Source organism: Neolewinella litorea, assembly GCF_004803465.1.
In the GTDB taxonomy this organism is placed as follows: domain Bacteria; phylum Bacteroidota; class Bacteroidia; order Chitinophagales; family Saprospiraceae; genus Neolewinella; species Neolewinella litorea.
The window spans coordinates 711,625-733,671 of the sequence record NZ_SRSF01000001.1; the positions used below are offsets into that span (position 1 = coordinate 711,625).

At 57.4% G+C, this 22,047-nt stretch carries 20 protein-coding genes; 11 read left to right on the forward strand and 9 right to left on the reverse strand.

Translation table 11 applies throughout. From position 1 onward, the window contains the following. Positions 1–3 precede the first annotated feature (3 nt). Together smc and E4021_RS03005 are read right to left on the reverse strand one after the other, a co-directional pair. Positions 4–3,555: a chromosome segregation protein SMC gene (gene smc, locus E4021_RS03000; protein WP_136456421.1), complete on the reverse strand. Its 3,552-nt coding sequence runs from the start codon at positions 3,553–3,555 to the stop codon at positions 4–6. A 54-nt stretch (positions 3,556–3,609) separates the two neighbouring features. Next, complete coding sequence (locus tag E4021_RS03005; protein ID WP_136456422.1) at positions 3,610–4,473, reverse strand: lytic transglycosylase; 864 nt, start codon at positions 4,471–4,473, stop codon at positions 3,610–3,612. A gap of 389 nt (positions 4,474–4,862) precedes the next feature. On the opposite strand from E4021_RS03005, the gene E4021_RS03010 reads away from it, so the two are divergent. The 4 genes from E4021_RS03010 (at position 4,863) to E4021_RS03025 (ending at position 10,750) form a co-directional block, all read left to right on the forward strand. Then, the gene (locus E4021_RS03010; protein WP_136456423.1) at positions 4,863–7,427 is read left to right on the forward strand and encodes an ATP-dependent Clp protease ATP-binding subunit; all 2,565 of its coding nucleotides are present in this window, start codon (positions 4,863–4,865) and stop codon (positions 7,425–7,427) included. A gap of 255 nt (positions 7,428–7,682) precedes the next feature. Continuing rightward, on the forward strand, positions 7,683–8,252 hold the full coding sequence (gene infC / locus E4021_RS03015; RefSeq protein WP_246050206.1) for a translation initiation factor IF-3: 570 nt from the start codon (positions 7,683–7,685) through the stop codon (positions 8,250–8,252). A gap of 83 nt (positions 8,253–8,335) precedes the next feature. Continuing rightward, a complete protein-coding gene (yihA, locus tag E4021_RS03020; RefSeq protein WP_136456425.1) occupies positions 8,336–8,965 on the forward strand; it encodes a ribosome biogenesis GTP-binding protein YihA/YsxC in 630 nt (209 codons plus the stop codon). Between the two features lie 24 nt (positions 8,966–8,989). Then, positions 8,990–10,750 carry a 1-acyl-sn-glycerol-3-phosphate acyltransferase gene (locus E4021_RS03025; RefSeq protein WP_136456426.1) on the forward strand — a complete coding sequence of 587 codons (1,761 nt, stop codon included), beginning with the start codon at positions 8,990–8,992 and terminating at the stop codon, positions 10,748–10,750. Here the strand turns inward: E4021_RS03025 and E4021_RS03030 are convergent. Next, positions 10,717–11,382 carry a deoxynucleoside kinase gene (locus tag E4021_RS03030; RefSeq protein ID WP_136456427.1) on the reverse strand — a complete coding sequence of 222 codons (666 nt, stop codon included), beginning with the start codon at positions 11,380–11,382 and terminating at the stop codon, positions 10,717–10,719. The two genes, E4021_RS03025 and E4021_RS03030, sit on opposite strands and share 34 nt — an antisense overlap. 14 nt (positions 11,383–11,396) lie before the next feature. Here E4021_RS03030 and folK point away from each other — a divergent pair, with 14 nt between their 5' ends. Next, positions 11,397–11,843, forward strand: coding sequence for a 2-amino-4-hydroxy-6-hydroxymethyldihydropteridine diphosphokinase (folK, locus tag E4021_RS03035; protein WP_136456428.1), 447 nt, complete (start codon positions 11,397–11,399; stop codon positions 11,841–11,843). Here folK and E4021_RS03040 read toward each other — a convergent pair. Then, entirely contained in the window at positions 11,791–12,621 is an 831-nt protein-coding gene (locus tag E4021_RS03040) for a DUF6503 family protein (RefSeq protein WP_136456429.1), read from the reverse strand. The two genes, folK and E4021_RS03040, sit on opposite strands and share 53 nt — an antisense overlap. Positions 12,622–12,655: 34 nt before the next feature. Here E4021_RS03040 and E4021_RS03045 point away from each other — a divergent pair, with 34 nt between their 5' ends. Both E4021_RS03045 and E4021_RS03050 read left to right on the forward strand, forming a co-directional pair. Then, on the forward strand, positions 12,656–13,075 hold the full coding sequence (locus E4021_RS03045) for a nuclear transport factor 2 family protein (RefSeq protein WP_168797442.1): 420 nt from the start codon (positions 12,656–12,658) through the stop codon (positions 13,073–13,075). A 3-nt stretch (positions 13,076–13,078) separates the two neighbouring features. Next, on the forward strand, positions 13,079–13,558 hold the full coding sequence (locus E4021_RS03050) for a GNAT family N-acetyltransferase (RefSeq protein WP_136456431.1): 480 nt from the start codon (positions 13,079–13,081) through the stop codon (positions 13,556–13,558). On the opposite strand, the gene E4021_RS03055 is transcribed toward E4021_RS03050, so the two are convergent. Further along, positions 13,547–15,886: a PKD domain-containing protein gene (locus E4021_RS03055; RefSeq protein ID WP_136456432.1), complete on the reverse strand. Its 2,340-nt coding sequence runs from the start codon at positions 15,884–15,886 to the stop codon at positions 13,547–13,549. The two genes, E4021_RS03050 and E4021_RS03055, sit on opposite strands and share 12 nt — an antisense overlap. A gap of 227 nt (positions 15,887–16,113) precedes the next feature. Here E4021_RS03055 and E4021_RS03060 point away from each other — a divergent pair, with 227 nt between their 5' ends. From E4021_RS03060 to E4021_RS03075, 4 genes are read left to right on the forward strand one after another with little or no spacing between them, the layout of a single operon-like run. Continuing rightward, entirely contained in the window at positions 16,114–16,713 is a 600-nt protein-coding gene (locus tag E4021_RS03060; protein ID WP_136456433.1) for an L-threonylcarbamoyladenylate synthase, read from the forward strand. Between the two features lie 43 nt (positions 16,714–16,756). After that, positions 16,757–17,821 carry a peptide chain release factor 1 gene (prfA, locus tag E4021_RS03065; protein WP_136456434.1) on the forward strand — a complete coding sequence of 355 codons (1,065 nt, stop codon included), beginning with the start codon at positions 16,757–16,759 and terminating at the stop codon, positions 17,819–17,821. After that, the gene (locus E4021_RS03070) at positions 17,821–18,351 is read left to right on the forward strand and encodes a SixA phosphatase family protein (protein WP_136456435.1); all 531 of its coding nucleotides are present in this window, start codon (positions 17,821–17,823) and stop codon (positions 18,349–18,351) included. The genes prfA and E4021_RS03070 overlap by 1 nt, the downstream gene beginning before the upstream one ends. Then, on the forward strand, positions 18,348–19,499 hold the full coding sequence (locus tag E4021_RS03075) for a DUF819 family protein (protein ID WP_168797443.1): 1,152 nt from the start codon (positions 18,348–18,350) through the stop codon (positions 19,497–19,499). The genes E4021_RS03070 and E4021_RS03075 overlap by 4 nt, the downstream gene beginning before the upstream one ends. Here E4021_RS03075 and E4021_RS03080 read toward each other — a convergent pair. From E4021_RS03080 to E4021_RS03095, 4 genes are all read right to left on the reverse strand, one after another. Next, positions 19,413–20,666, reverse strand: coding sequence for an AI-2E family transporter (locus tag E4021_RS03080; RefSeq protein WP_136456437.1), 1,254 nt, complete (start codon positions 20,664–20,666; stop codon positions 19,413–19,415). The two genes, E4021_RS03075 and E4021_RS03080, sit on opposite strands and share 87 nt — an antisense overlap. After that, entirely contained in the window at positions 20,666–21,172 is a 507-nt protein-coding gene (locus E4021_RS03085; protein ID WP_136456438.1) for a hypothetical protein, read from the reverse strand. The genes E4021_RS03080 and E4021_RS03085 overlap by 1 nt, the downstream gene beginning before the upstream one ends. 81 nt (positions 21,173–21,253) lie before the next feature. Beyond that, positions 21,254–21,760 carry a hypothetical protein gene (locus E4021_RS03090; protein ID WP_136456439.1) on the reverse strand — a complete coding sequence of 169 codons (507 nt, stop codon included), beginning with the start codon at positions 21,758–21,760 and terminating at the stop codon, positions 21,254–21,256. Between the two features lie 23 nt (positions 21,761–21,783). Continuing rightward, positions 21,784–21,993 carry a hypervirulence associated TUDOR domain-containing protein gene (locus E4021_RS03095; RefSeq protein ID WP_136456440.1) on the reverse strand — a complete coding sequence of 70 codons (210 nt, stop codon included), beginning with the start codon at positions 21,991–21,993 and terminating at the stop codon, positions 21,784–21,786. Positions 21,994–22,047 lie beyond the last annotated feature (54 nt).

Consider the following 22,047-nt stretch of genomic DNA (forward strand, 5'->3'; position numbering starts at 1 on the left):
CTGCTAGCGTGCCGAAAATGCCGTGCTACCCTCCAGATCCGTGAATTGGACCGGAACTACGCCGGAGCCCCCCTGCTCGGTGGTATAAACCCCGTAAATTGAGTCGACGGCCTCCATCGTAAGTTTGTTGTGGGTGACGATGATGAACTGGCTGTCGCGGCTGAATTTCTTCACAATGCGGTTGAATTTCGCAATGTTGGCATCGTCCAGTGGAGCGTCCACCTCGTCGAAGATGCAGAAAGGGGCGGGTTTCAGCAGGTATAACGCGAACAACAGGGCGGTGGCGGTGAGGGTCTTTTCCCCACCGGAGAGCTGGCTGATCGTCTGCGGTCGCTTGCCCTTGGGTTTGGCCACGATCTCGATGGCCGACTCCAGGGGATCCTCGGGATCTAACAGAATGAGGTCGCAATTGTCGTCCTCGGTAAAGAGGCTCCGGAACACATCGATGAAGTAGACCCTTACGCGCTCGAAGGCATCCAGAAACTGTACGGTGGCGGTGTTCTCGATCTCCTTGATGGTTTTCAGCAGCGTGCTCTTGGCCGCGATAATGTCATCGCGTTGCCCGGTGATGGTTTCGTGACGCTCCTTCATTTCGTCGTATGCCTCTACCGCCATCGGGTTGATCTCCCCGTAGTTGCCGATCCGGCTGCGGAGCCGCTCAACCCGCATTTCCAGTTCCGTCACCGTGCCCGTCCATTCATCCACCTCTACGGCGGCGAGCTGTTCGAGATCCAGGTCGAATTCGATTTTGAGCCGCTCCTCTACTCCGTTCAGCTTGAAGCGTACGTCGGTGAATTTCTCCCGCAGTTGATTGACGCGCACTTGGGCGTCCTGCCGTAGCCGGTTCTCCTTCCGCAATTCATCCTCCCGGGCTGAAATGAGTGAGCGCGCCTCGTAGTATGCCTTTTCCGCCGTTCCGAGCGTGGCCTGGTACGCTTCCTTTTCCTGCCGCATCTGCACGATGTTGCGGTCGAGCGTGCCCTCCTGCTGTGCGATCTGCTCACCCTCACGGGTCAGTGACTTCAGTTGTTCCCGGTTGTTGATTTCCTGACGTTGCAATTCCTGCCGACGGTGATTGCGGAAATTGAGTTCCCGTTCCAGGCTTTCCACCCGGTTCTGCTGTTGGATAAAGAGGATGTTTTCCTGGTTGTACGCGGCACTGGCGGCGGACAATTCTTCGCTGAGGCGGCGGTAGTCTTCATCGGTACCGGCTACATTGTCCCGCAGCCGATCGATACGGGCGCGCAACTCGATCAGTTCCTGGTCGATCTCCCGGTTCACCTGTACCAGTTTCTCCGCTTCGGCCTGAAGTTGGGTATTCTTCGATTGGGTGTCGCGGAAATAAGATTGGAATCCTTCGGCCCGGGCCTGCAGACCAGCCGCCCGCTGTTGCAGTTTGTTTAGGTCACGCTGCTTCTCGTTGATCTGCCGGTCAAGGCGCCGCCCGCGCAGTTCGGTTAGGGCAGACCGGTGCGCTTCAAGCTCGGCACTCAGGCCAGCGGACCGGCTTTCGGCCGTCCGAATTTCCTTTTCCAACAGCTCCAGGTTCTTCTTCCGGCCGATTTTTTTGCCCTCGAAAAGCCCAACGGATCCCCCCGTAATGGAAAACGAGCGACGAATGAATTGTCCGCCGCGGGAAAGTACCGTTATGCCCTCATCCGGCGCGGGGGGCAGCTGGTCTTCCGCGGTCACGTACACTTCCCGGAGCAGCCGGTCGGTTAATTTCCGGTAGGGTTCATCGACCGTGACCACTTCCCGGGCCGGGCGGGTTCCGTCGGGAGCCACGGCCGGCGCTGCCGACGCTTCGGAGATGGCTTCCAGCACGAAGAAATGGGCCTTGCCCTTCTGCTTGTCGGCAAGCAGGCGGATGGCGTCGCGGGCCTCTTCGGCCGATTGCACGACGTAATGATTCAGGTAGGGCTCCAGGAAATTTTCGATCGCGGCCCGGTACTCAGGTTCCACCAGCAGCAAATCGGAAAGCAGTTGGGGGTCAGCCGTCCAGCTCTTGTTCTTACTCAGATAGCGGATCGATTCCGGGAATCCCTCCAGGCTGTCGATCATGCTTTTGGTCAGCTTGAATTCGTTGCGCCGGGCGTCGAGCCCCCGGTTGATGCGCCCCAGTTCGGCCTGAATGCGCTCCGATTCCGCTACCGCGTGCTCGATGGCCGTCTGCCGTTTGGCCTCGCGGTCCTCCAGCTCAGCCAGGTCTGCGGAGACCTTTTTTTCCTCCTGACTCAGCTGTTCGATTTCCGTTTCCAGCGTAGCGCGTTCACCGGTACGGGACTCCATTTCCTCCAGGTTACGGTCAACCTGGAAGCGGAAGTTGTCGATCTGATTGGCGTTGATGGCGCGCCGCTTTTCGAACTCGAATACCTTGCGTTCCTCCTGCTGTTGCTCACGCAGTCCCGTATCGAGCTGCGACTTTAGCCCGGCGTGCCCTTCGCGGACCCGTTTGAGGGCTTGCTCGGCTTCACTCCGAGACGTTTGGCTTACCGAAAGTTTTTCCCGTTCCGTACCGAGCTGGTCGGACATCTGGGCGATTTGGGTAGAGAATTCCTCTAACTGGCCACTCGCGGAATCTATATCCGCGGCCAATTTCCGCGTCTGCTGTTCGATGAAGGTTTTGCGCTGTTGGAGCAGGCGCTGTTCATTTTCCAGCCCCCGGAGTTCCCCGACGAGTGCATTGAGCTTCCGCTGTCGCTCACCCACCAGTCGCTCCTTGTCCTCGTGCTGCTGTCGCTCCCGGTCCACCTGCGTTTCCAGCTCAGTGATCCGGGCCTCGGTTTGCCGGTAGGCGTTTTCGGCCTGGTCGGTCTCCTCCTTCAGGCGAGCATGATCAAGCCGCAGCTTTTCCACGCGGATTCCGGTGAGCAGCAGGCTGAGGTCGCGGTACTGTCCCTTCAGGTCGCGGTACTTGCGCGCACGCTTGGCCTGCTTTTCGAGGCTGGTCAGGTTGTTGGTGATCTCGTGTAGTACGTCCTCGATCCGGTCAAGGTCCTCCTCTGTACTCTTCAGCTTGCGCAGCGACTCCTTTTTGCGGTTCTTGTACTTGCTGATCCCCGCGGCCTGTTCGAACATGCGCCGACGGCTGTTGTCCTTGTCGGCCAGGATATCATCCACCATGCCCAGGGCAATGATGGCGTAGGAGTTGGAGCCGATGCCGGTGTCGAGGAAGAGGTTGCGGATATCCTTCAGGCGGCACTGCACGCCATTCAGGCGGTATTCCGAATCTCCGCTGCGGTAGAGCATGCGAGTCACCGTCACGGTGGAGTAATCGGTGGCCAGCAGTGCCTTGTCGTTCTCGAAGGTGAGGCTCACCGAGGCCAGGTTGCCGGGCTTCTTCTTACGGGTGCCGTTGAAGATGACCGAGGCCATTTTGTCGAGGCGCAATTCCGAACCTTTCTGCTCGCCCAGCACCCACCGGATGGCATCTACGATATTACTCTTGCCGGAGCCGTTCGGGCCCACGATTCCGATCACGTCGGCGTCGAAGTTCACCACCGTCTGGCTGGCGAAACTCTTGAATCCCTTTATCTCCAGTTGCTTCAGTCGCATTCGGCCCGCGAAGGTAGTAAGTAGCGGTCGGTTTACGTCATCCGCCGGAGTATTCTAAAGGTGCCGGGTACGGACGTAAAATTCCTTGTCCCGGACGCCAAAGGCCTTTACGAGTAGCGGACTGACTACGAGGATGACGCGGCTGTCGTACACCTGTTCGGGGATGCGGCCAACCACCTGGGCGTAGATTGTCTTGCGGCTGCGGGGTTCCTCGATCTCGACGAGGCTGCCTATCGGGGCAGTGCGGTGGAGCACCATCCATTTGGACCGGTCGCCGCTGTTGGTCCAGGCCGCCTTGCCGTTCGTGAGCCGGAGCCTCTTGTCCGCCATAACCGTATCCCACTGGACGTGGAGCGGGCGGTTGCGCAGCAGGTAGGGATCTTCCACCTTTACCTGTGATTCGGGCCGGATGCCGTCGATTCGCAGGTAGCCGATCTTGATCACCTGGCCCGGGGTCAGTTTGTCGGCGGATAGGCCCGGATTGAGGGCCCGGAGCAAACTGTCGTTCGGCAATCCCAGGGTACGCCGCGTAAGGCCGTAAAGGGTTTCCCCGGGTGCCATACGGTACCGGATCGGCACGAACCAGGCTACGCTGTCGCGGGAAAAGGACGGCCGGATGACGGAACGTGGGATGGCCACGGTCACCTTGGTGCCGGGAGTATAACCTTTCCTTAACGCGGGGTTCAGTCGGTAGAGTTCGTCCAGACTGAAGCCGTAAAAGCGCGCGGCACCGTAGAGCGTCTGCTTGGGGGCCAGGTAATGGTTGAAGAGGAGATGCCCGGACACCGGATCGGCCTGGACGACCACCGTATCGGAGGGGAGGAGGAAGTAAAGGCTGTCACCCGTTGCTCCCAGGGAAGGCAGCAGGCAAGCGACACTTACGACTAAGCTAAGGAGGAACTTTGGTGGGAAAAACATGTATGGTAGCAGTAATGCACAAGGACCCGGGAGAGCCGCCCCCTGGAGGCCTTCGTAAAGGTACGCAGAAGTGATCGGAGGTCGGTGCGGACGCCCTTTTCTTAGGAATTTCTTAAGTCGTTCACCAATTATTTGAGCCGCGGCACGGCGGCGGCGAGCAAAATAAACCAACTATTGAGAACTAGCTTTGTTTGTATACTGAAACCAAAGAAGCATGCCGAATTATGTTGGCACGCTCGGGCGAGTTGTCAGGATATTTTGTCAGTCCATACGAGGTGGCACAGTTCTTTCAATTAGCCCTTACCTTTAAGGCAGGGCCTGCTTTGTTGTAGTGTTCATTGCACCTGCGTCCCCGCCAGCTTATTTATTACCCCTCCAAAGTTTATTGAATGAATCCTCCACAGCGGGAATTTAACCCCGAAATTAAACAGGCGATGGCCCGTGGCAAACAGGAGGCCGAGAAGATGGGCCACACCTATGTAGGCCCAGAACACCTGTTGCTCGGCGTCCTGAGCATGGGCAACACACTGGCCACCCGGGTGCTGCGCAACCTGGCCGTGGACATCAATGCCCTGACCGATACGCTGCGCGAAAACATTCAGCGCAACGGCGGCCAGTCGAGCAGCCACACCCTATCCAAGCTCCCCCTGAACGACAAGGCCGACCGCGTCCTGAAGGTTACTTTTCTGGAAGCCAAGGCCCTCAAGACTTCGCAGGTTAGTCCCGAACACCTGATCCTGTCGATTCTGCGCAACAAGGAACTGCCCGCTACCAAGATCCTGCGGCAGTTCGAAGTGGAATACGAAATCTATAAAGCTGAACTTGACTACGTGAAAGACGAAAAAGACTTTACCGAAGACATTTCCTTACCCCTGAACCAGGCTCCCGGAAGCGGCGACGAAAGCTTCGAGGACGACGACGCCGGCCGTGGTGGTCAGGGTCGAGGTGGTCGCGGTCAAGGCAGCACCAAATCGCGTACCCCTGTTTTGGACAACTTCGGCCGGGATATCACCGCCCTGGCAGACGAAGATCGCCTGGACCCGATCATTGGTCGCGAAACGGAAATAGAGCGCGTCTCTCAAATTCTGAGCCGACGCAAGAAGAACAACCCGATCCTGATCGGTGAACCCGGCGTGGGTAAGACGGCCATCGTAGAAGGTCTCGCCCTGCGGATTCGTGACCGGAAGGTCAGCCGCACGCTGTTTGATAAGCGTATCGTCATGCTGGACCTGGCTGCCCTGGTAGCGGGTACCAAATACCGCGGTCAGTTCGAGGAACGCATGAAGGCGATCATGACCGAGCTTGAGAAGAGCCGCGACGTGATCCTGTTCATCGACGAGATCCACACCATCGTCGGTGCCGGCGGTGCCACCGGATCGCTGGACGCCAGCAACATCTTCAAGCCTGCTCTCGCCCGAGGCGAACTGCAGTGCATCGGTGCCTCCACCCTGGACGAATACCGCCAGCACATCGAAAAGGACGGTGCCTTGGACCGCCGTTTCCAGAAAGTGCTCGTCAACCCGCCCAGTGCCGAGGAAGCCGTGCACATCCTCAACAACATCAAGCCGAAATACGAAGACTTCCACAACGTCAACTACTCCGACGACGCCATCGAAGCCTGTGTAAAGCTCAGCGACCGGTACATCACGGACCGCTTCCTGCCGGACAAGGCCATCGACGTGCTCGATGAAGTAGGTGCCCGCACCCACCTCAAGAACATCACCGTTCCCAAGCACATCGAGGAGGTCGAGAAGAAGATTGAGGAGGTCAAGGAGCAAAAGAACTCCGCGGTCAAGAACCAGCAGTACGAACGGGCCGCCGACCTGCGCGACCAGGAAAGTAAACTGCAGCGCAACCTCGAGGACGCCAAAAAGCAGTGGGAGGAGGAATCCAAAACGAAGCGCTACCCCGTCAACGAGGAAGACATCGCCGAAGTAGTGAGCATGATGACCGGCATCCCCGTACGTCGCGTCGCCCAGAACGAGAGCAAGAAGCTCGTCGGCATGGAAGGTGACCTGCAATCGGTGATCATCGGGCAGGACGACGCCATTACAAAAGTGACCAAGGCCATTCAGCGCAACCGCGTAGGACTCAAGGATCCCAGCAAGCCCATTGGTACCTTCATCTTCCTCGGCCCCACCGGGGTTGGTAAGACGGAGTTGGCCAAGGCCTTGGCCAAGTACATCTTCGACAGCGAAGAAAGCCTGATCCGCATCGACATGTCGGAATACATGGAGAAATTCAGCGTAAGCCGTTTGATCGGTGCGCCTCCCGGCTACGTCGGTTACGAAGAGGGTGGTCAGCTCACTGAGAAGGTGCGGCGCAAGCCTTACAGCGTGATCCTCCTCGATGAGATCGAAAAGGCTCATCCCGACGTTTACAACATCCTGCTGCAGGTGCTGGACGACGGACAGCTTACCGACGGTATGGGACGCAAGGTGGACTTCAAGAACACCATGATCATCATGACCTCCAACATTGGTGTACGCCAGTTGAAAGACTTTGGCCAGGGGGTAGGTTTCGCTACGAAGGCCCGCACGGAAAACGCCGAGTCTAACAGCAAATCGGTCATCAACAATGCCCTGAAGCGCACCTTCTCGCCCGAATTCCTGAACCGGATCGACGACGTGGTGATCTTCAACAGCCTCGGTCAGGAGGAGATCTTCCGCATCATCGACATCGCCCTATCCGACCTGTACAAGCGACTCAGTGGTATGGAATTCAAACTTGAACTCGCCGAGGATGCCAAGAAGTTCGTGGCCGAGAAAGGCTTCGATCCACAGTTTGGCGCGCGTCCGCTCCACCGGGCAATCCAGAAGTACATCGAGGATCCGCTGGCCGAGTACATACTGAATAACAATCCCGAAAGTGGTACCTCCCTGGTCGCCAAGCTTAACGAAAGCGGCGACGGTCTGGTCATTGCCCAGCAGGAGGCGGTTACTTCCGAGGAATAAATTTGATTTAACGCCGGCCGGTACTCAATGGAGTGACCGGCCGGCTTACTTTTATCCTCTACCCCGGACCCTTGCCGAATAAGGCAAATAATTTACTGAACTGGGGGATGCGAGGGCAGTAGGATGAACTTTACTATCCTGCGTACTTTTACATTTTATAACATAACCCAACATCTATTGGCTAAGAGAAGAGGCGGCGGCCGTAACCGTTATACACGTAGAGAAGAAACTACTCCCCAATTTCGGATCAATGATATGATCCGCGTACCTGAGGTGCGTCTGGTCGGCGATAACCTGGAAGAGATCTCCGGCGAAATCGGCACCAAACTCGAAAGCGGAACCGTTTTCGATACCCGCCAGGTAAAAGGATGGGGTCGCGACCTCGGTCTCGACCTGGTGGAGATCAGTCCGAATGCCTCCCCCCCGGTTGTACGGCTGACCGACTACAAGAAGTTCCTCTACGAGAAAAAGCGGAAAGAAAAAGAAATACGCAACAAGGCCGTCAAGACGGTCATCAAGGAAGTGCGCTTCGGCCCCAATACCGACGATCACGACTTTGAGTTCAAAACCCGCCACGCCCGGGGCTTCCTCGAGGATGGGGCCAAGGTTAAGGCCTACGTTCATTTCCGCGGGCGCTCGATCGTCTTCAAGGACCGTGGCGAACTACTGCTGCTCCGCTTCATGAAGGAGCTGGAAGACCTGGGTGCCGCCGAAGCCATGCCGAAAATGGAAGGCCGACGCATGAACGTCATCATCAGTCCGAAGAAGAGTTCCAAAAAGTCCTCCAAGTCCAAATCGGACTCCGATGACGACTCCAACGACTAATCACCGTCAACTTACCATCGGGGCGTCCGCTTACTCTAGTAGGCGGACGCCCTTTATTTTACCGCCTCCCAAACCAGCACCCCGTGGCCCAGATCAAGACCTCCCGTTTTCAATCCTCCCACGCCCGGGTCGACCAGGCCCCGAAGGACGGGCGACCGGAATTTGCCTTTATCGGCCGGAGCAACGTAGGCAAAAGCAGCCTCATCAATATGCTCACCCAGCGCAAGGAACTGGCCCACACCAGCGGCAAACCGGGTAAGACCCAACTCCTTAACTATTACCTGATCAACGACAGCTGGTACCTCACCGACCTGCCCGGCTACGGCTACGCCAAACAGAGCAAGAAGACGCGGTCCAAGTGGGAAACCCGGATGGAAAACTACTTCCTGAAAAGACAGTCCCTGGTCAGCGCATTCGTACTCATCGACAGCAACGTTCCCCCACAGGATATCGACCTGGAGTTTGTCAATTGGTTGGGTGAGCACGGAATTCCCTTCGTGCTGGCCTTCACCAAAACGGATCGACGCAAGGCCCGCGACGGAGAACACGTGACCGCCTTTCAGGAGCGTCTGGCGGAGTACTGGGAAGAGCTTCCGCCCGTCTTCCTCACCAGTGCCAACAAGGAGATCGGACGGGAGGAGATCCTGGAGTATATGGAAACCGCCCTAAATACGGTAAATTGGGCCTTCTACGCTGATACCGCCACCTCCTGATCCGGGGTGGTAAACACCGACTAAATGAGTGCTACACCGGAAACCCCCCGACCCATTCCTGCCCACTTCGAGTGGGAAGGACAGCGGTACACCCATACGGTTCCCGATGTGCACGACTGGGAGATTTACAAGCTGAGCGAAGACCGCGAAGCCTTCGTAAAGCAACTGGAGTCGTCGAGTGTCAACCGCATCATGCAGGAACACGGCGATTCGCTGACGGACTTGCTGAGCAAAACGATTTTCAGTGAGCAGGAACGCACCCGCAATGAACCGTGGAAAGTAGACCCGCCCCAGGAACGCAGCTATTGGAAACGGCAAGCCAAACTCCTGGCGACCCACAGCCTCGACGAAGACGAACCCGCCACCGCCGAAGAGGCCGCGCAATCCATCCTGCGCCGTATCGTGCACCGCTACGCCGAGGAGATCGTGGGCACCTTCAAGATTCCCACCTTCCGGTTTGCCCGCCGGTTTCTCACGTTTTTCTTCGGACGCCTGCTGAATGCCGCCACCGGCCGGACGTTCACCAGCCTCTTCTCCAAGAAGATTCTGCTGGAACAGAAACTTCAAGTGCGCGGCTACGTCGACCAGGTTCGCGAGCTCAGTCAGAAGGGAACCGTGGTGATGGTACCTACCCACTTCAGCAATCTCGACAGTATCCTGATTGGTTACGCACTGGATCAGGTTGCGGGACTTGAGGCCATGTCTTTCGGTGCGGGGCTGAACCTCTACAATACCGGATATACGGCCTACTTTATGAACCGCCTCGGCGCCTACCGCGTCGACCGGCGGAAGCAAAACCCGGTGTACATGACGACTCTGAAGATGATGAGCAAACTGCTCATTCAGCGGGGCGTCCCTTCGTTATTCTTCCCTGGCGGCACGCGATCACGGTCGGGCTCCCTGGAGACCAAACTGAAGCTTGGTTTGCTGGGCACCGCCGTTGAGGCCCAGCGCGCCCGTTACCAGGAAGGGCGGGACGACAAGGTGTACATCGTACCCGTAATTCTCAGCTACCCCTTCGTGCTCGAGGCCCAGTTCCTCATCGAGCAACACCTGCGGCGGGAGGGGCAGGACCGCTACATCAAGGCCAAGGACAGCTTTCACTCCCTGCGCAGCATCCTTAAGTTCGTTTGGGGCGTCTTCAGCAAGGGAAATGAAATTACGATTAGCCTCGGCCAGCCCCTCGACGTGCTCGGCAACCGCGTGGAAGCCAGCGGAAGGAGCTATGCTATGAGCGGCCGTCACGTATCTACGCGGGAATATTTTCGCGACCAGCACGGTCGCATCAACCAGGATCTCCAACGCGAAAGCGAGTATACGCGCTTACTGGCCAACAAAATTGTGGACCGGTACCACGTCGACGGGATCGTATTACCCAGTCACCTCGTGAGCTACGCTGCTTTTGCCATGCTCGAGCGCAGTTTCCCAAAAGACGATCTGTACGCCCTCCTGCGATTGCCCGCGGAAGATTTCTACTTCCACGAAACGGCGGTGGCCACGGTAGTCGAACAACTGCGTGACCAGCTACTGGCCATGGAGCGGGAAGACCGGGCCAAACTCAGCCAGGAATTGCGCGGCACGGGCCGCGACATCATTCGCCACGGTATAGACAGCATCGGCAATTATCACATCGACAAGCCCCTCCGCTACGACAGTGCGGGCCGTATCGTCAGTGACAATTTCTCCATGCTCTACTATTACCACAACCGCCTTTCCACCTACCGGCTGAAGACTAAGGTCCGTCGGTGGCCTCAGGAAATGATGGGCGACGAACGCAAGGAATGAAGATCGACCCGGTGGATACCCGGCTCGTAAGTCTGGATGATGGCTTCCACCATTCGATCGTACAGCGACGCATCTTCCGTGAAATCCTGGTCGTCCAAATCCAGGATGAGCACCGGGGTATCCTGCAGGGTTCGGAAATAATCGAGGTAGGTTGATTGAACCGACTGCAGATAGTCGTCCTGAATTTGGGTCTCGAAGTCGCGTCCCCGCTTGCGTATGTTGGCTTGCAGCGCACTGACGGGGCGGTGGAGATATACAATAAGGTCCGGCTTGGGAAATCCGGAATCCATGACCCGGTAGATGCGGTTGAAGAGGCGAAATTCCTGCTCGCTCAGGCTGTTGCGGGCGAAAAGCAGGGTCTTGATGAACAGGTAATCGGCAACAGTACCGCCGGTAAAGAGCTCATTGCGCGACAACTCCCCGTGCAATTGCTTGTGTCGCTCCGCCATAAAAAACAGTTCCACGGGAAAGGCATAGCGGTCGGGCTCCCGGTAGAAAAGGGGGAGAAAAGGATTGTCGCTGAATTCTTCGAGAATAAGCCGGTGGTTGAACTGCTCGGCCAGGCGGCGCGCCAGGGTGGTTTTGCCGGCACCGATATTACCTTCCACGATCACGAACGGATGTAAAGTCATAACTACATTTAGGGGTGGCAAAACTAACCCTATCCATCGGATCCAACCTCGGCAACCGGGAGGAAATCCTCGCGCGCGCCCGCAAGGCGCTAACCGCCGTCCTCGGACCGATCCGCTACGCCAGCCCCGTACTCGAAACCCCACCCTGGGGCAAGGAGGACCAACCTTCTTTCCTCAATCAACTTCTCGTCGTCGAAACCGCAGCGAACCTATCGGGAAAGGGCATACGCGATGAGCTTCACCGCTTGCTGTCCAGCACACAGGAAATTGAAAACAAACTGGGCCGGCAACGCGACCTCCACTGGGGGCCGCGCACGATCGATATCGATCTGATTTTCGTGGACGATCTCCTGTACGAAGACGAGCGCATCAGCCTCCCCCACCCCTGGTGGAAGCAGCGAAGCTTTGTCACCGACCTGCTGCCGGACGACCATCAATACGCACCGCGGTATTTTCAATGACGGATAACTCCGGCAGTTCGCCAGCCGCAAAGCGGGCACCAATCGCGTCAATGTCCCGATCATCACCGTCCAGGCCGTAATTGATGTAGTCCTGCACCAGTACGCCCCCTACCTTTCTTTTGTTGATGGCCTTGCGAAACCGGATACCCCCGTCGTCCGCTTCGAAGGTGTACGCCAGATAGTCCAGTTCCCCGGTATCCCGGTTAAAAAAGTAATGGTAGACGTCGTCGTGGTCGGTACCGCCACCCTCCGCGTCAAAGGTTACGCGCACCCGGTCGTAGAGCTTGCCTTCGAGCGTGACCGTTTCCAGCAATTCAATATTCACGGCCGGATCGTACAAACCATACGGCAACATGAAAAAGTAGCGCACGGAATTCACCGAGGCCGCGTATGCGGTACTGTCCTTGGCCGTCAACTGTAGTAAACTGTCGTTGCGGAACCGTTCCAATCCCTCGTTGGTCAGCACGTCGCGCACGGCGTTACCCAGGCTATCGGTAAAACTACGTGTATAGGTAAAGCGCCCGCGATCGGTCTGAATACCGTATTTCCGCTCCCGGAACGTAAAACTGATCTGGGTAGAATCAAAACCCGACATTCCGTGGGCTTCAACGGCGCGCTCCAGTACATCCTTCGCGTCGGCAGGTGCATATTCCTTAGAACCCGGGGCGCGGTCGCAGGTGCAAAAAATCAGCAACAGGAGCCATGCGAGCAGGTTGGCAAGATTAGCCGGGCGGTCGCTTCGCTCACTTTTTGCCGGTCGTGGCGTTAGGGTAGTCATGAAATCGGTTTGCTGTTTGCTGGTGGGGATCATATTGGCTTGCTCCTGCGGGCCCGCCCAAGATACAACCACGGGTAAGGATGGCGCAGACCAGGTCGCCCGTCGGGAAGCGATCTATAATGGAGCATACCAGAACCTCGATGCCGCCGTGATGCAGCGACTGTTGTCCGACTCCTATGTAATCACCTACACCGGGCAGGCGGCGGGCAAAACGAAAGCACAGTTCGTGGATGAATTAGGGCAGCTGCGCCTGGTGTTTCCGGAACTGCGGATCATCGTCGACAGCAGTAAGGTGATCCCCTACCAGGATCTGTACATTGTGCAGGGCATCCGGACATTTAATTGGCGGGCCAACGGCGAACCGGGCACCTACCGGGAGCGATTCACCAACCGCTGGAGCCGGGAAGAGGGGGATTGGGTGATGTTGGCCACTAAGATTGACCCCGTCCGCTAGATCATGATTCGTCTCCTCCAACCCGCGCCGAATGAATACAGGCATTTGCTGCGCACCCGATCCCTGGATGGTTGCAGGGTTATACCCGACGCACTTCCCGAATGGGTAATTGTCGACCAGGGTTTGCGCGGGGTAACCGACCACCCCCTGAGCTATCGCTACAGCATCCCATTTCTGATCCTGTGCACCGACCGCAACACCATCGTAGGGAACATTGGTGGCAAGGGTTGGTTGCCGGAGGAGGAGGAAGTCGAACTTGGGTACCACATGGCTGCCGCGTTTCGGGGGCGGGGATACATGACGGCGGCCATTGCGGCGGTACAGCACCTGGCCAGACAAGATCGGATATCCCTCCTGGCCCACCTGGAAACAGACAACGAAGCCAGCCGTGCCGTGCTGCGGCGCAATGGATTTACCCGTGAAGCCCTGGTTGAACTGCCGGACAGCTTGCTGTTGGAACGGTGGAGCTGGTCACCGGATTAAGACCACCCCACCCTTGAGCGCCTCGGGGTCGCCTTCGGCGTTGGTGAAGGTGACGTCCCATAGATATCCCCCGGCCGGACTGTTGCTGCCCTGGTAGGTACCGTCCCAGCCGGCCTCGAAATTATCGGTCTCGAAAATCTTTTCCCCCCACCGGTTCCAGATCCGCAAGCGGTAGCCGGTGGCCCCTTCCCAGATCCCCTTCGGGCGCCAGTCGTCATTGAGTCCATCGCCGTTGGGAGTGAAGGCATTCGGCGCGTGAAATGTATTCTTGAGGTACATCCGGATGTCCTTGGTAATGGTATCCAGGCAGCCACTCGGGTGGCTAACGTACTGCGTGACGGACAGCGTGGAGGTGTCCCGCAGTCGGTAGGTAAAATCAGGACCGGGTATGCTGAATATTGCCTCCCCCGTGGGATCGGAAATGACGTAACGTTGGCTGTTCGCGCCGATGCTGCGGTCGAGGATATTGACGTCGGGGAAGATGTTGGAGGGTTGCTCGGGAGAAAATTCAAAATTGGCAACGGGAGCTTCCCGGACGTCCACCAGTTGTCGGAAGGTGGTATCCACGAAGCACCCCAGCGGTGAGGTAATGCTGAGGTATACGTCGTAGATGCCCGTATTCTCATAGGTATGTACGGGATCGCGATCCCCTGAAGTGTTGCCGTCGCCAAAGCGCCATTCGAAGAGGTAGGTATCGTCGATCGGATTGGAGCGATTGAGGAATCCGTTGGTGAAGGGGGCACAGCCAAAGGCGTCCTGCGGCTCCAATATAATGGTCCGGGGTGCCGGGAAGTAAGCAACGTTACGCACGGCCAGATCCTCGCAACCGTTCTCGTCGGTTATGGTCAATTGGGCTGGAAAGTCCCCCGGCACCATGTACTGATGTATGGGACTGCGTTGGGGGTTGACGGTGGTCTGGTCACCAAATTCCCAGGCGTAGTCGGTAATGGCCTGTCCACCCGCCGTGGTCGACAGGTTAGTAAAGACGATGGGTTCGGGTTCGCACAGTACCTCGGTGCTGGTAAATTCCGCGGTCAGGTCGGGATAGACACCGAGCAGGAACTTGGCGGTGTCCTTGCAATTGTCCGCAAACGACTCCCGGTTCAGGAGCATGACGCCTTCGTAGATGCCCACCTCCTTGATGTCGGTAAAGAAATCCCGGTCGCGGCCAGTGAGGAGTTCCCCTCCCGGTCCGATCAGTTCCCAGTCGTAGCTGGTAATGGAGGTAATGCGCGTGCTTTCGTTCAGGATGACATTGGGCCCGGGTCCGCATTGCCGGATAAAGAAGCGACCCTGCTCGTCCATCTCGGTTTCCAACAAATCGGCGGTTACGGTATTGCCGCAACGGCTGACGCTAAGCTGAAATTCACGCTTTGTTTCGCTGAGGAGCACGGGGTTGGGTCCGCGCGTCCACTCCTCGACGCAGATGCCCAGTACGTGCGTTCCCGGGTAGATGGGAACGCCCGACAGTTCCCCGGTGTCGGCATCGATCTCGAGGGTACTGCCTACGCCCAACTGGTTGTCCACCGAATAAGTGGGGGCCACCCAGGGAACGGAGGTGTACGGATAGGGGCTTTCCTCCTTGGGTACGATATCGTCGAAGTAGGTAGCGGTTTGCTGCCGCTCTCCCTCTCCGGGGTCCGTTCCGCCTCCAAGTTTGGGATCGCAGAACTTGTAGGAAAGGCTGTCGCCATCGGCATCCGTGGCTCCCAGGTCAATGCGGAATACCTCGTTAATGCAAATGGCGATGGGCGGGTCAATGTTGAAGTCAGGGCTGGTGTTGCATCGCTGCTGGGCCTCCGGGGTGAGTTGGATGAAGTAGGTGGCGCCGATTTGGCGGGGGTTGATCAGGTTGCGAATGGATTCGTTGCGGCAGCAGCGCTGATAGACGAAGGTGTAGGTCTGGTCCGATACCGGCAACTCCTCAATAAAGGTATAGACGCCGATCTCTTGACAGATCGGTTCGTTTATCACCAGACAGGGGTTGCCAAGGTTGATCGAAACCGGATCGAAACGGGACAGGGTGATCACCCGGGTCGGGTTGTAGTAGCGGTCACCCTCGTAGATGCTAATGTTGGCCTCTGCACTCGGTTCGGTCGGCGTTTGTCGGGGGTCGTTGCCGTCGAAGAGCGCCCCTTCGCCGATACAGTCGCGGTACATATTTATGGTGATCCGGTACCGCATGATACCGGTCGAGGGATCATCGTTGAGGAAGCCCAGGCACTCGTATTGGAATTCTCCACCTACGATATGGTCGGCCCGTAAGCCGGCAGGCAGCAAGCCGACCAGAAGCAGCAACAGGCAAAACATTCGATGGATGGCGTCCAAAGCGGGGAGGTTTATCTTGGCTTACGTACAATCTTAGGGACAAAATACAGTTTCCTTAGCGGAACGATTATCCGCAAATGCAGCGGCAGTTGTCGGATAGCCGTCCCGAGCCTTCATTGTACTCTTTTCCAACTTACATGAGGCCGCGCAGGCTATATAGTCTGGCCTTTCGAATCCCTAATCCACGCTTTCAACTTCTATTGAAGTGAAAGTATCACAGTTAATTAATGAATTTACGGACTAACTATACCCCCAGTGTTCAACATCAACATCCGGTCCGCGGCACCGAAGCCCTAACTACCCTGAGCGCGGGCGGCCTGGTGCTGTTGCCCACGGCCAATCTCTGGCAGGTAGTGGCCGATGCCTCCCGCCGGACAGCCGTTTCTTCCCTGCTGGAAACCTGCCCCATGACCCGGCGCAATCATCCGGAACTAATTTTCGCCGACCGCGAAGCCCTGCTGGATTGGTTTCCCAACCTGCACCCCAAGATCGATACCCTGCTCATCTACCACGGTCGGGCCCTGACGGTAAGTCTTCCCGCCAGTCAGAAGGTACCGATGGCCATGGTCGACCACCGCGATGAGGTTAACATCCGCCTAGCCATGGACAGCTTCTGCTACCGCCTGTGTGAAGACCTCGAAGGACCGCTTGCGGCCGCTTTCGCCATGGGCCACGGGCAAACGCTGCTGCCTACCCGATTCGGACAAATCAACTCGGATGTGCTTTACCGGGTCGACTACACGGTGACGCGCCGGCAAAAGGAAACCCTGGGCAGCCGACCGGCGGTACACGTCCGAATGGACGGGGAGGAATTACAGTTTCTCTAGCCTCCCGCCGTATCTTGGCCCGCCCCAGTTAACGGCGCGTGCTATGATCGACCAGCTTGAAGCAATTTATCACCGGTTCAAAGACCTTGAGGTCCAGCTTTCCGACCCTGAAATTATCACCGACCAGGATCGCTTTACCCGCGTCAACAAGGAATACGGTAAGCTCAAGCCCATTGCCGATACCTACCTGGTCTACAAGGACCTGACCGACAACCTGAAAAGTACCGAAACCATGCGGCGCGATCCCGACCCGGAGATGCGCGAAATGGCTCAATTGGAATACGAGGAACTCCGGCAACAGAAGGAGACCCTCGACGAGAAGGTCAAGGTCATGCTCATACCCAAGGATCCGGAAGATGAGCGCGACATCATCATGGAAATCCGCAGCGGCACGGGAGGCGACGAAGCCGCCCTCTTTGCCGGCGACCTCTTCGATATGTACAAGCGCTACGTGGAATCCATGGGCTGGAAGATCGAGGTCATCGACGAGAACGAAGGTACCGCCGGCGGCTACTCCAAGGTGGTTTTCGAGGTCCACGGCGACGACGTGTACAGCAGCCTGAAGTTTGAATCCGGCGTACACCGGGTGCAGCGCGTCCCCAAGACCGAAAGCCAGGGCCGGGTGCATACCTCTGCCGCCACGGTTGCCGTCCTGGCCAAGGTGGAAGAGGCGGACATCAACATCAACAAGGCCGACCTAAAGATCGACACCTTCCGGGCTTCCGGGGCCGGCGGACAGCACGTCAACAAGACGGAGTCGGCCATCCGCATCACCCACCTGCCTACGGGCATCGTGAGCGAAAGCCAGGATGGGCGCAGCCAGCACAAGAACAAGGAAATTGCCATGGCCCAGCTCTATCGCCGGATCAAGGACGCACAGGATACGGCCGCGGCAAACGAACTGGCCAGTGCCCGCAAGTCGCTCGTCGGCAGCGGAGACCGCAGCGAAAAGATCCGGACCTACAACTACCCGCAAAACCGGGTGACCGACCACCGCATCAACCTTACCCTGCACAGCCTCGACAAGGTTATGGGCGGCAACCTTGAGCCGGTGATCGAAGGCCTGCAGGTAGCGGAAAACGCCGCAAAAATGAAAGAGGGCATCTGATGAATACCAGAAAATCTTTGCTCCTTTCCTGCCTGCTGCTCATATTCCTATCGGCCTGCAACCCAGCTCGCCAACAGGCCAAGGCCGAATACGGCGACCAGGCCGTCAGCACCCTCATCCTGGTCCGCCACGCGGAAAAGCAGTTCGGCCACGATCCGGAGCTGACCGAAGAAGGTACACTCCGCGCCCAGCGCCTGGCGGACATGTTGCGGACCGTTGAACTGGACGCGGTGTACAGCAGCGACACCAAACGTACACGCCTCACCGCCGCCCCCGCGGCGCAGCAGGCGCAGCTCAAGGCCCGACTCTACGATCCGAACGCCCTGAACTACTTTGCTCGCCAGCTCCGGAACCGGCACCCGGGCGAAACCGTACTCGTGGTCGGCCACAGCAATACCACCCCGGAACTGGCCAACCTCCTCGCAGGCACCGACAGTATACCGCGCTTTAGCGAACTGGATTACGGCAACCTCCTGATCGTTTCCCTGCCCCCCATCGGCAAGGCCCGCATCCTTAAATTGCGCTATTGACCTTGGCCGTACCCGACCTGCTCAGCCTAGCCCTCGCGGTCTTTTTTCCAGTGCTGGCCATTCTGGCGGGAAGGCGAAAATGGCTGCCCGACTGGAGCAGCAGCATCATCCTTTGCTACGGTATAGGAATCGTGGTCAGCAACCTTCGCCTTTGGCCGGTCAACTCCGTGCTCATGGAAAGCCTGGCGGGGGGAAGTATGCTCCTGGGCCTCCCCCTTCTGCTTTTTGCCGTTCGCCTGCGCGACAGCTACCGGCACGCCGGCAAGATGCTCTTCTCCTTCGCCCTTTGCTGTCTGACCGGCATCCTTTGCACCTGCGGAACCGCCCTGTACTTCGCCGATCAGTTCGAGAACAGTTGGCAGGTGGCGGCTATGCTTACCGGACTGTACACGGGCGGCACCCCCAACGTTCAGGCCATCGGGGTAGCCCTGTCGGCACCCCCGGAATATCTCGTGCTCATCCAGGCAGCTGACGTGCTTCTGGGTGGAGCCTATCTGCTGGGACTGGTTACCTTCCTGCCGGCCCTGTACGCGCGCATCTTCCCGCCAACGCCCTTGCAAGGGGGCGCGGACGCGGGTGCTATATCCTCAGACGATAGCGGCGGACTCTGGCTTGGCGGCCTGCAACTAAGTGCGGCGGCTACGGTGCTGGTGGCGAGTGCCTTGCTGTGTCGGGTGTTGACCGGGATCTGGTTTGATCCCACGGTACTGATTCTCTTAATCACCACCCTCAGTCTGGCGCTGACCCTGCACTCGGGAGTGGAGTCGCTGGGTAACACCTATCCTCTGGGCGAATATTTCGTCCTCATTTTCTGTGTGGCGCTGGGTCTACTGGCCGACTTCCGTGATCTGGCTGATCACGGGCTGGAACTGCTCTACTTCTCGGCCGTGGCGTTGGCCGCCACTACCCTGCTGCACCTGGTGCTGGCACGTCTTTTCCGGCTCGACCGGGATACGGTCATCTTGAGTTCCGTGGCCGCATTCTATGGACCGGTCTTTGTGGTTCAGGTGGCGGCCGCGATCCGCAACCGGCAACTGCTGGCGGCGGGGATAGCCGTTAGTCTAATCGGATTCGGGATCGGCAACTACCTGGGGATCGGCGTGGCCTACGCGCTTCGGTGGCTTGGTAGTGGTGCGGCGGCGGGGTAACAGACTCAGGCTGCTCCGGCCAGAGAAGATATTGGATAGGCGGTAACGGGGTTCATTGAACTCCTTCAGGAACTTGCCCGACTCCTTGTACAAGTCATCGCTCAACAACAGGGCAACCGGCCGCAGCGGCTCGATGTGGGTGAGGATGATCCGGACCATAGCGAGCAGGGGTATGGCCAGAATTACGCCAGCGATACCCCAAAATATACTGCCGATCAATACCGAGATAATAGCCGCCAATGCGTTGATCTTCACACTGTTGCCCAGCACCTTCGGCGTTATGAAATTGCCTTCGATGAACTGCACCGTGATGTAGAGCACGATCACGGCCAGGGGTTGCCAGATGGTTTCCGTGGTGGCGATGGCGAAAATGAACGGCAGCAGTCCCCCTATCGCTGTTCCGATGTAAGGAATGACGCCCAGTATGGCGGCAAGGAAGCCCCAGATCAGGTAGTAATCGATGCCGATGGCGAAGAGCCCGATGCTATTTAAAGTGCCGAGAATAAGCATCACCAGACCCATACCACCCAAGTAATTTTTGGCTACCTGCTGGACTTCCGTAAGCGTTTGCAGGCCCTCTTCCTGGTTCTCCCGTTGCAGTTGACCTAGCAGAAAATTCTTGATCGGCGTGCGGTACAGCAGGAAGAAAAAGGTGTAGATCATCACCAGTGAGAAATTGGCCAGGAGTACGCCGCTCGTGGACAGTCCGGTCGACAGGATGCCGAGTGGCCGATCGCTAACGCTGGTTATTGCCTCATCGATGTATTGCTCTACGTCCCTGCCGGACAGGCCGAAGCGATGACCTCCATATTCGGCCCACTCGTAAACGGTTTCCTGCAGACCGGCAAAGATGTCATCGGCTTCCGTAAGGATCTCCCGAATCTGGTTGATAAAAAATACCAGGACGCCAAATACAACCATGCCCGCCGTGATCAGCGTGAGCACCACGGAAATAATCCTGCTGGAAAGGTTGCACTCGAACTGGTGGCACACGGGCTTGAGCATCAGGGAGAAAAAGAGTCCGAATGCAATAGGGATAAAAAAAGAACTGCCTGCGTACAGCGCGAAGAGCACTATAGACAGACAGATCATGAAATGGGCCAGCCGTTCGAAGCTTACGGAGCCGGACGAGGACGGCGGGCGAATTTTTTTGGTGCTTTTGGCCATTAATCTTCGGGAGAACCGCCTCGCTTGTAGTATTGCATGAAGACGAAGCCAATAATCACCACAAACACAAGGGTTTCCATGGCGACGAAGAAGCTGTTCATCATGGCATCACCGAAGGTGTTGTTGTCGTTGAGGAACTGCTCGAAACCGAGTTCAGGACTGATAGCGGAAAGCATGATGTTCAAGGTGGCAATGAGGCCGGTGGCCCATACGCCAATGCGGAACATCAGTCCGATCTCCGCTTTAAAAACGTCGTTCCCACTGTAGATCGCCTCCGCATACTGCTTGGTAGCATACCAGGCGATGGGGATAATGAGCAAGTGCTTGGCGAACCGCACACTCATGGGCAGGTCGACAAAGAGCTGGTTGACGATCAGCAGGTATATGCTCACCGCGGCACCCAGAATCAGTCCGTATTTCCGCCCTTCCTTATCGACGTTGAAATTGGCGGCGGGGGTATCTAGGTGCGGGGGATTTTCTCGGGTTGCTGGGCTGGTCTGAGCCATTGATACTGGTGAATTTGTGAAGCGCAAAGGTATGAAACTACCACTTTAAAAGTGCCGACGCGACGGTCGGGTTCCGTATTGTTAACGCGTTTCCGGGTCGTAATGCTCGTTGAAGTCCTGGGGTACGGTCTTGTACCGGTCAGCGCGGTTGACCCAGATCAGGACTTTTTCGTGCTGCTTCTGCAGCAGTTCGCGGGCAAAATCGATCAGATTGGGGTTGCCGAGAGCGTGTTGGTAAGCGTCGCTTACTCCCTTTTCATTTTCGTGGGCCAGTTCACTCAGCTCGACCGTGTTCTTGCTTTGCACTGCCCGATTGAGGGCCTGCTCCCGCTTTTTCAGCACGGTTTCACCCGTCCGCGAAGGCGTGTGTACGCCTCCGGCCATGTCGGCAAGAATGCGGTTTACCTCTTCCATCATCTCTTTATGGTAGTCGGCCAGCGCGCGGAAGTAACCGGCGGCCGTTTCGTCCGAAGACTCGATACCCGAAGCCATCCCCCGGTAGTATCCCGCGGACTGCCGGTGGAGGATAGCAATCTCGTTCAGGGTGGCATCGGTGCCTTCCGGTCTAACCTCGTAGGGTGTTTTCATATCAGATTCGTTGTCCATGTCGCTTAGGCTTTTTCAACTTCGGATTCCAGTTTAAGTACCCGATCTCCGTTGTCCTGTTTAATCAGAAGGGCTTTATTCCCGGATTCTCCCTTACGGGTGACCTCGCTTCCTTTAAGGGTGCGAGTTACCTCCTTGGTAAAGGTTTCCTCTACGGTTCCGGTAGCGGTGCCGTTGCCCCACTTCCACTTGACTTTGCTGCCTTCTCGGATCATTGTTGCTGGATTGGTAATAATAAAAAAGCCCGATGGAGTGGGTTATTACCTTAC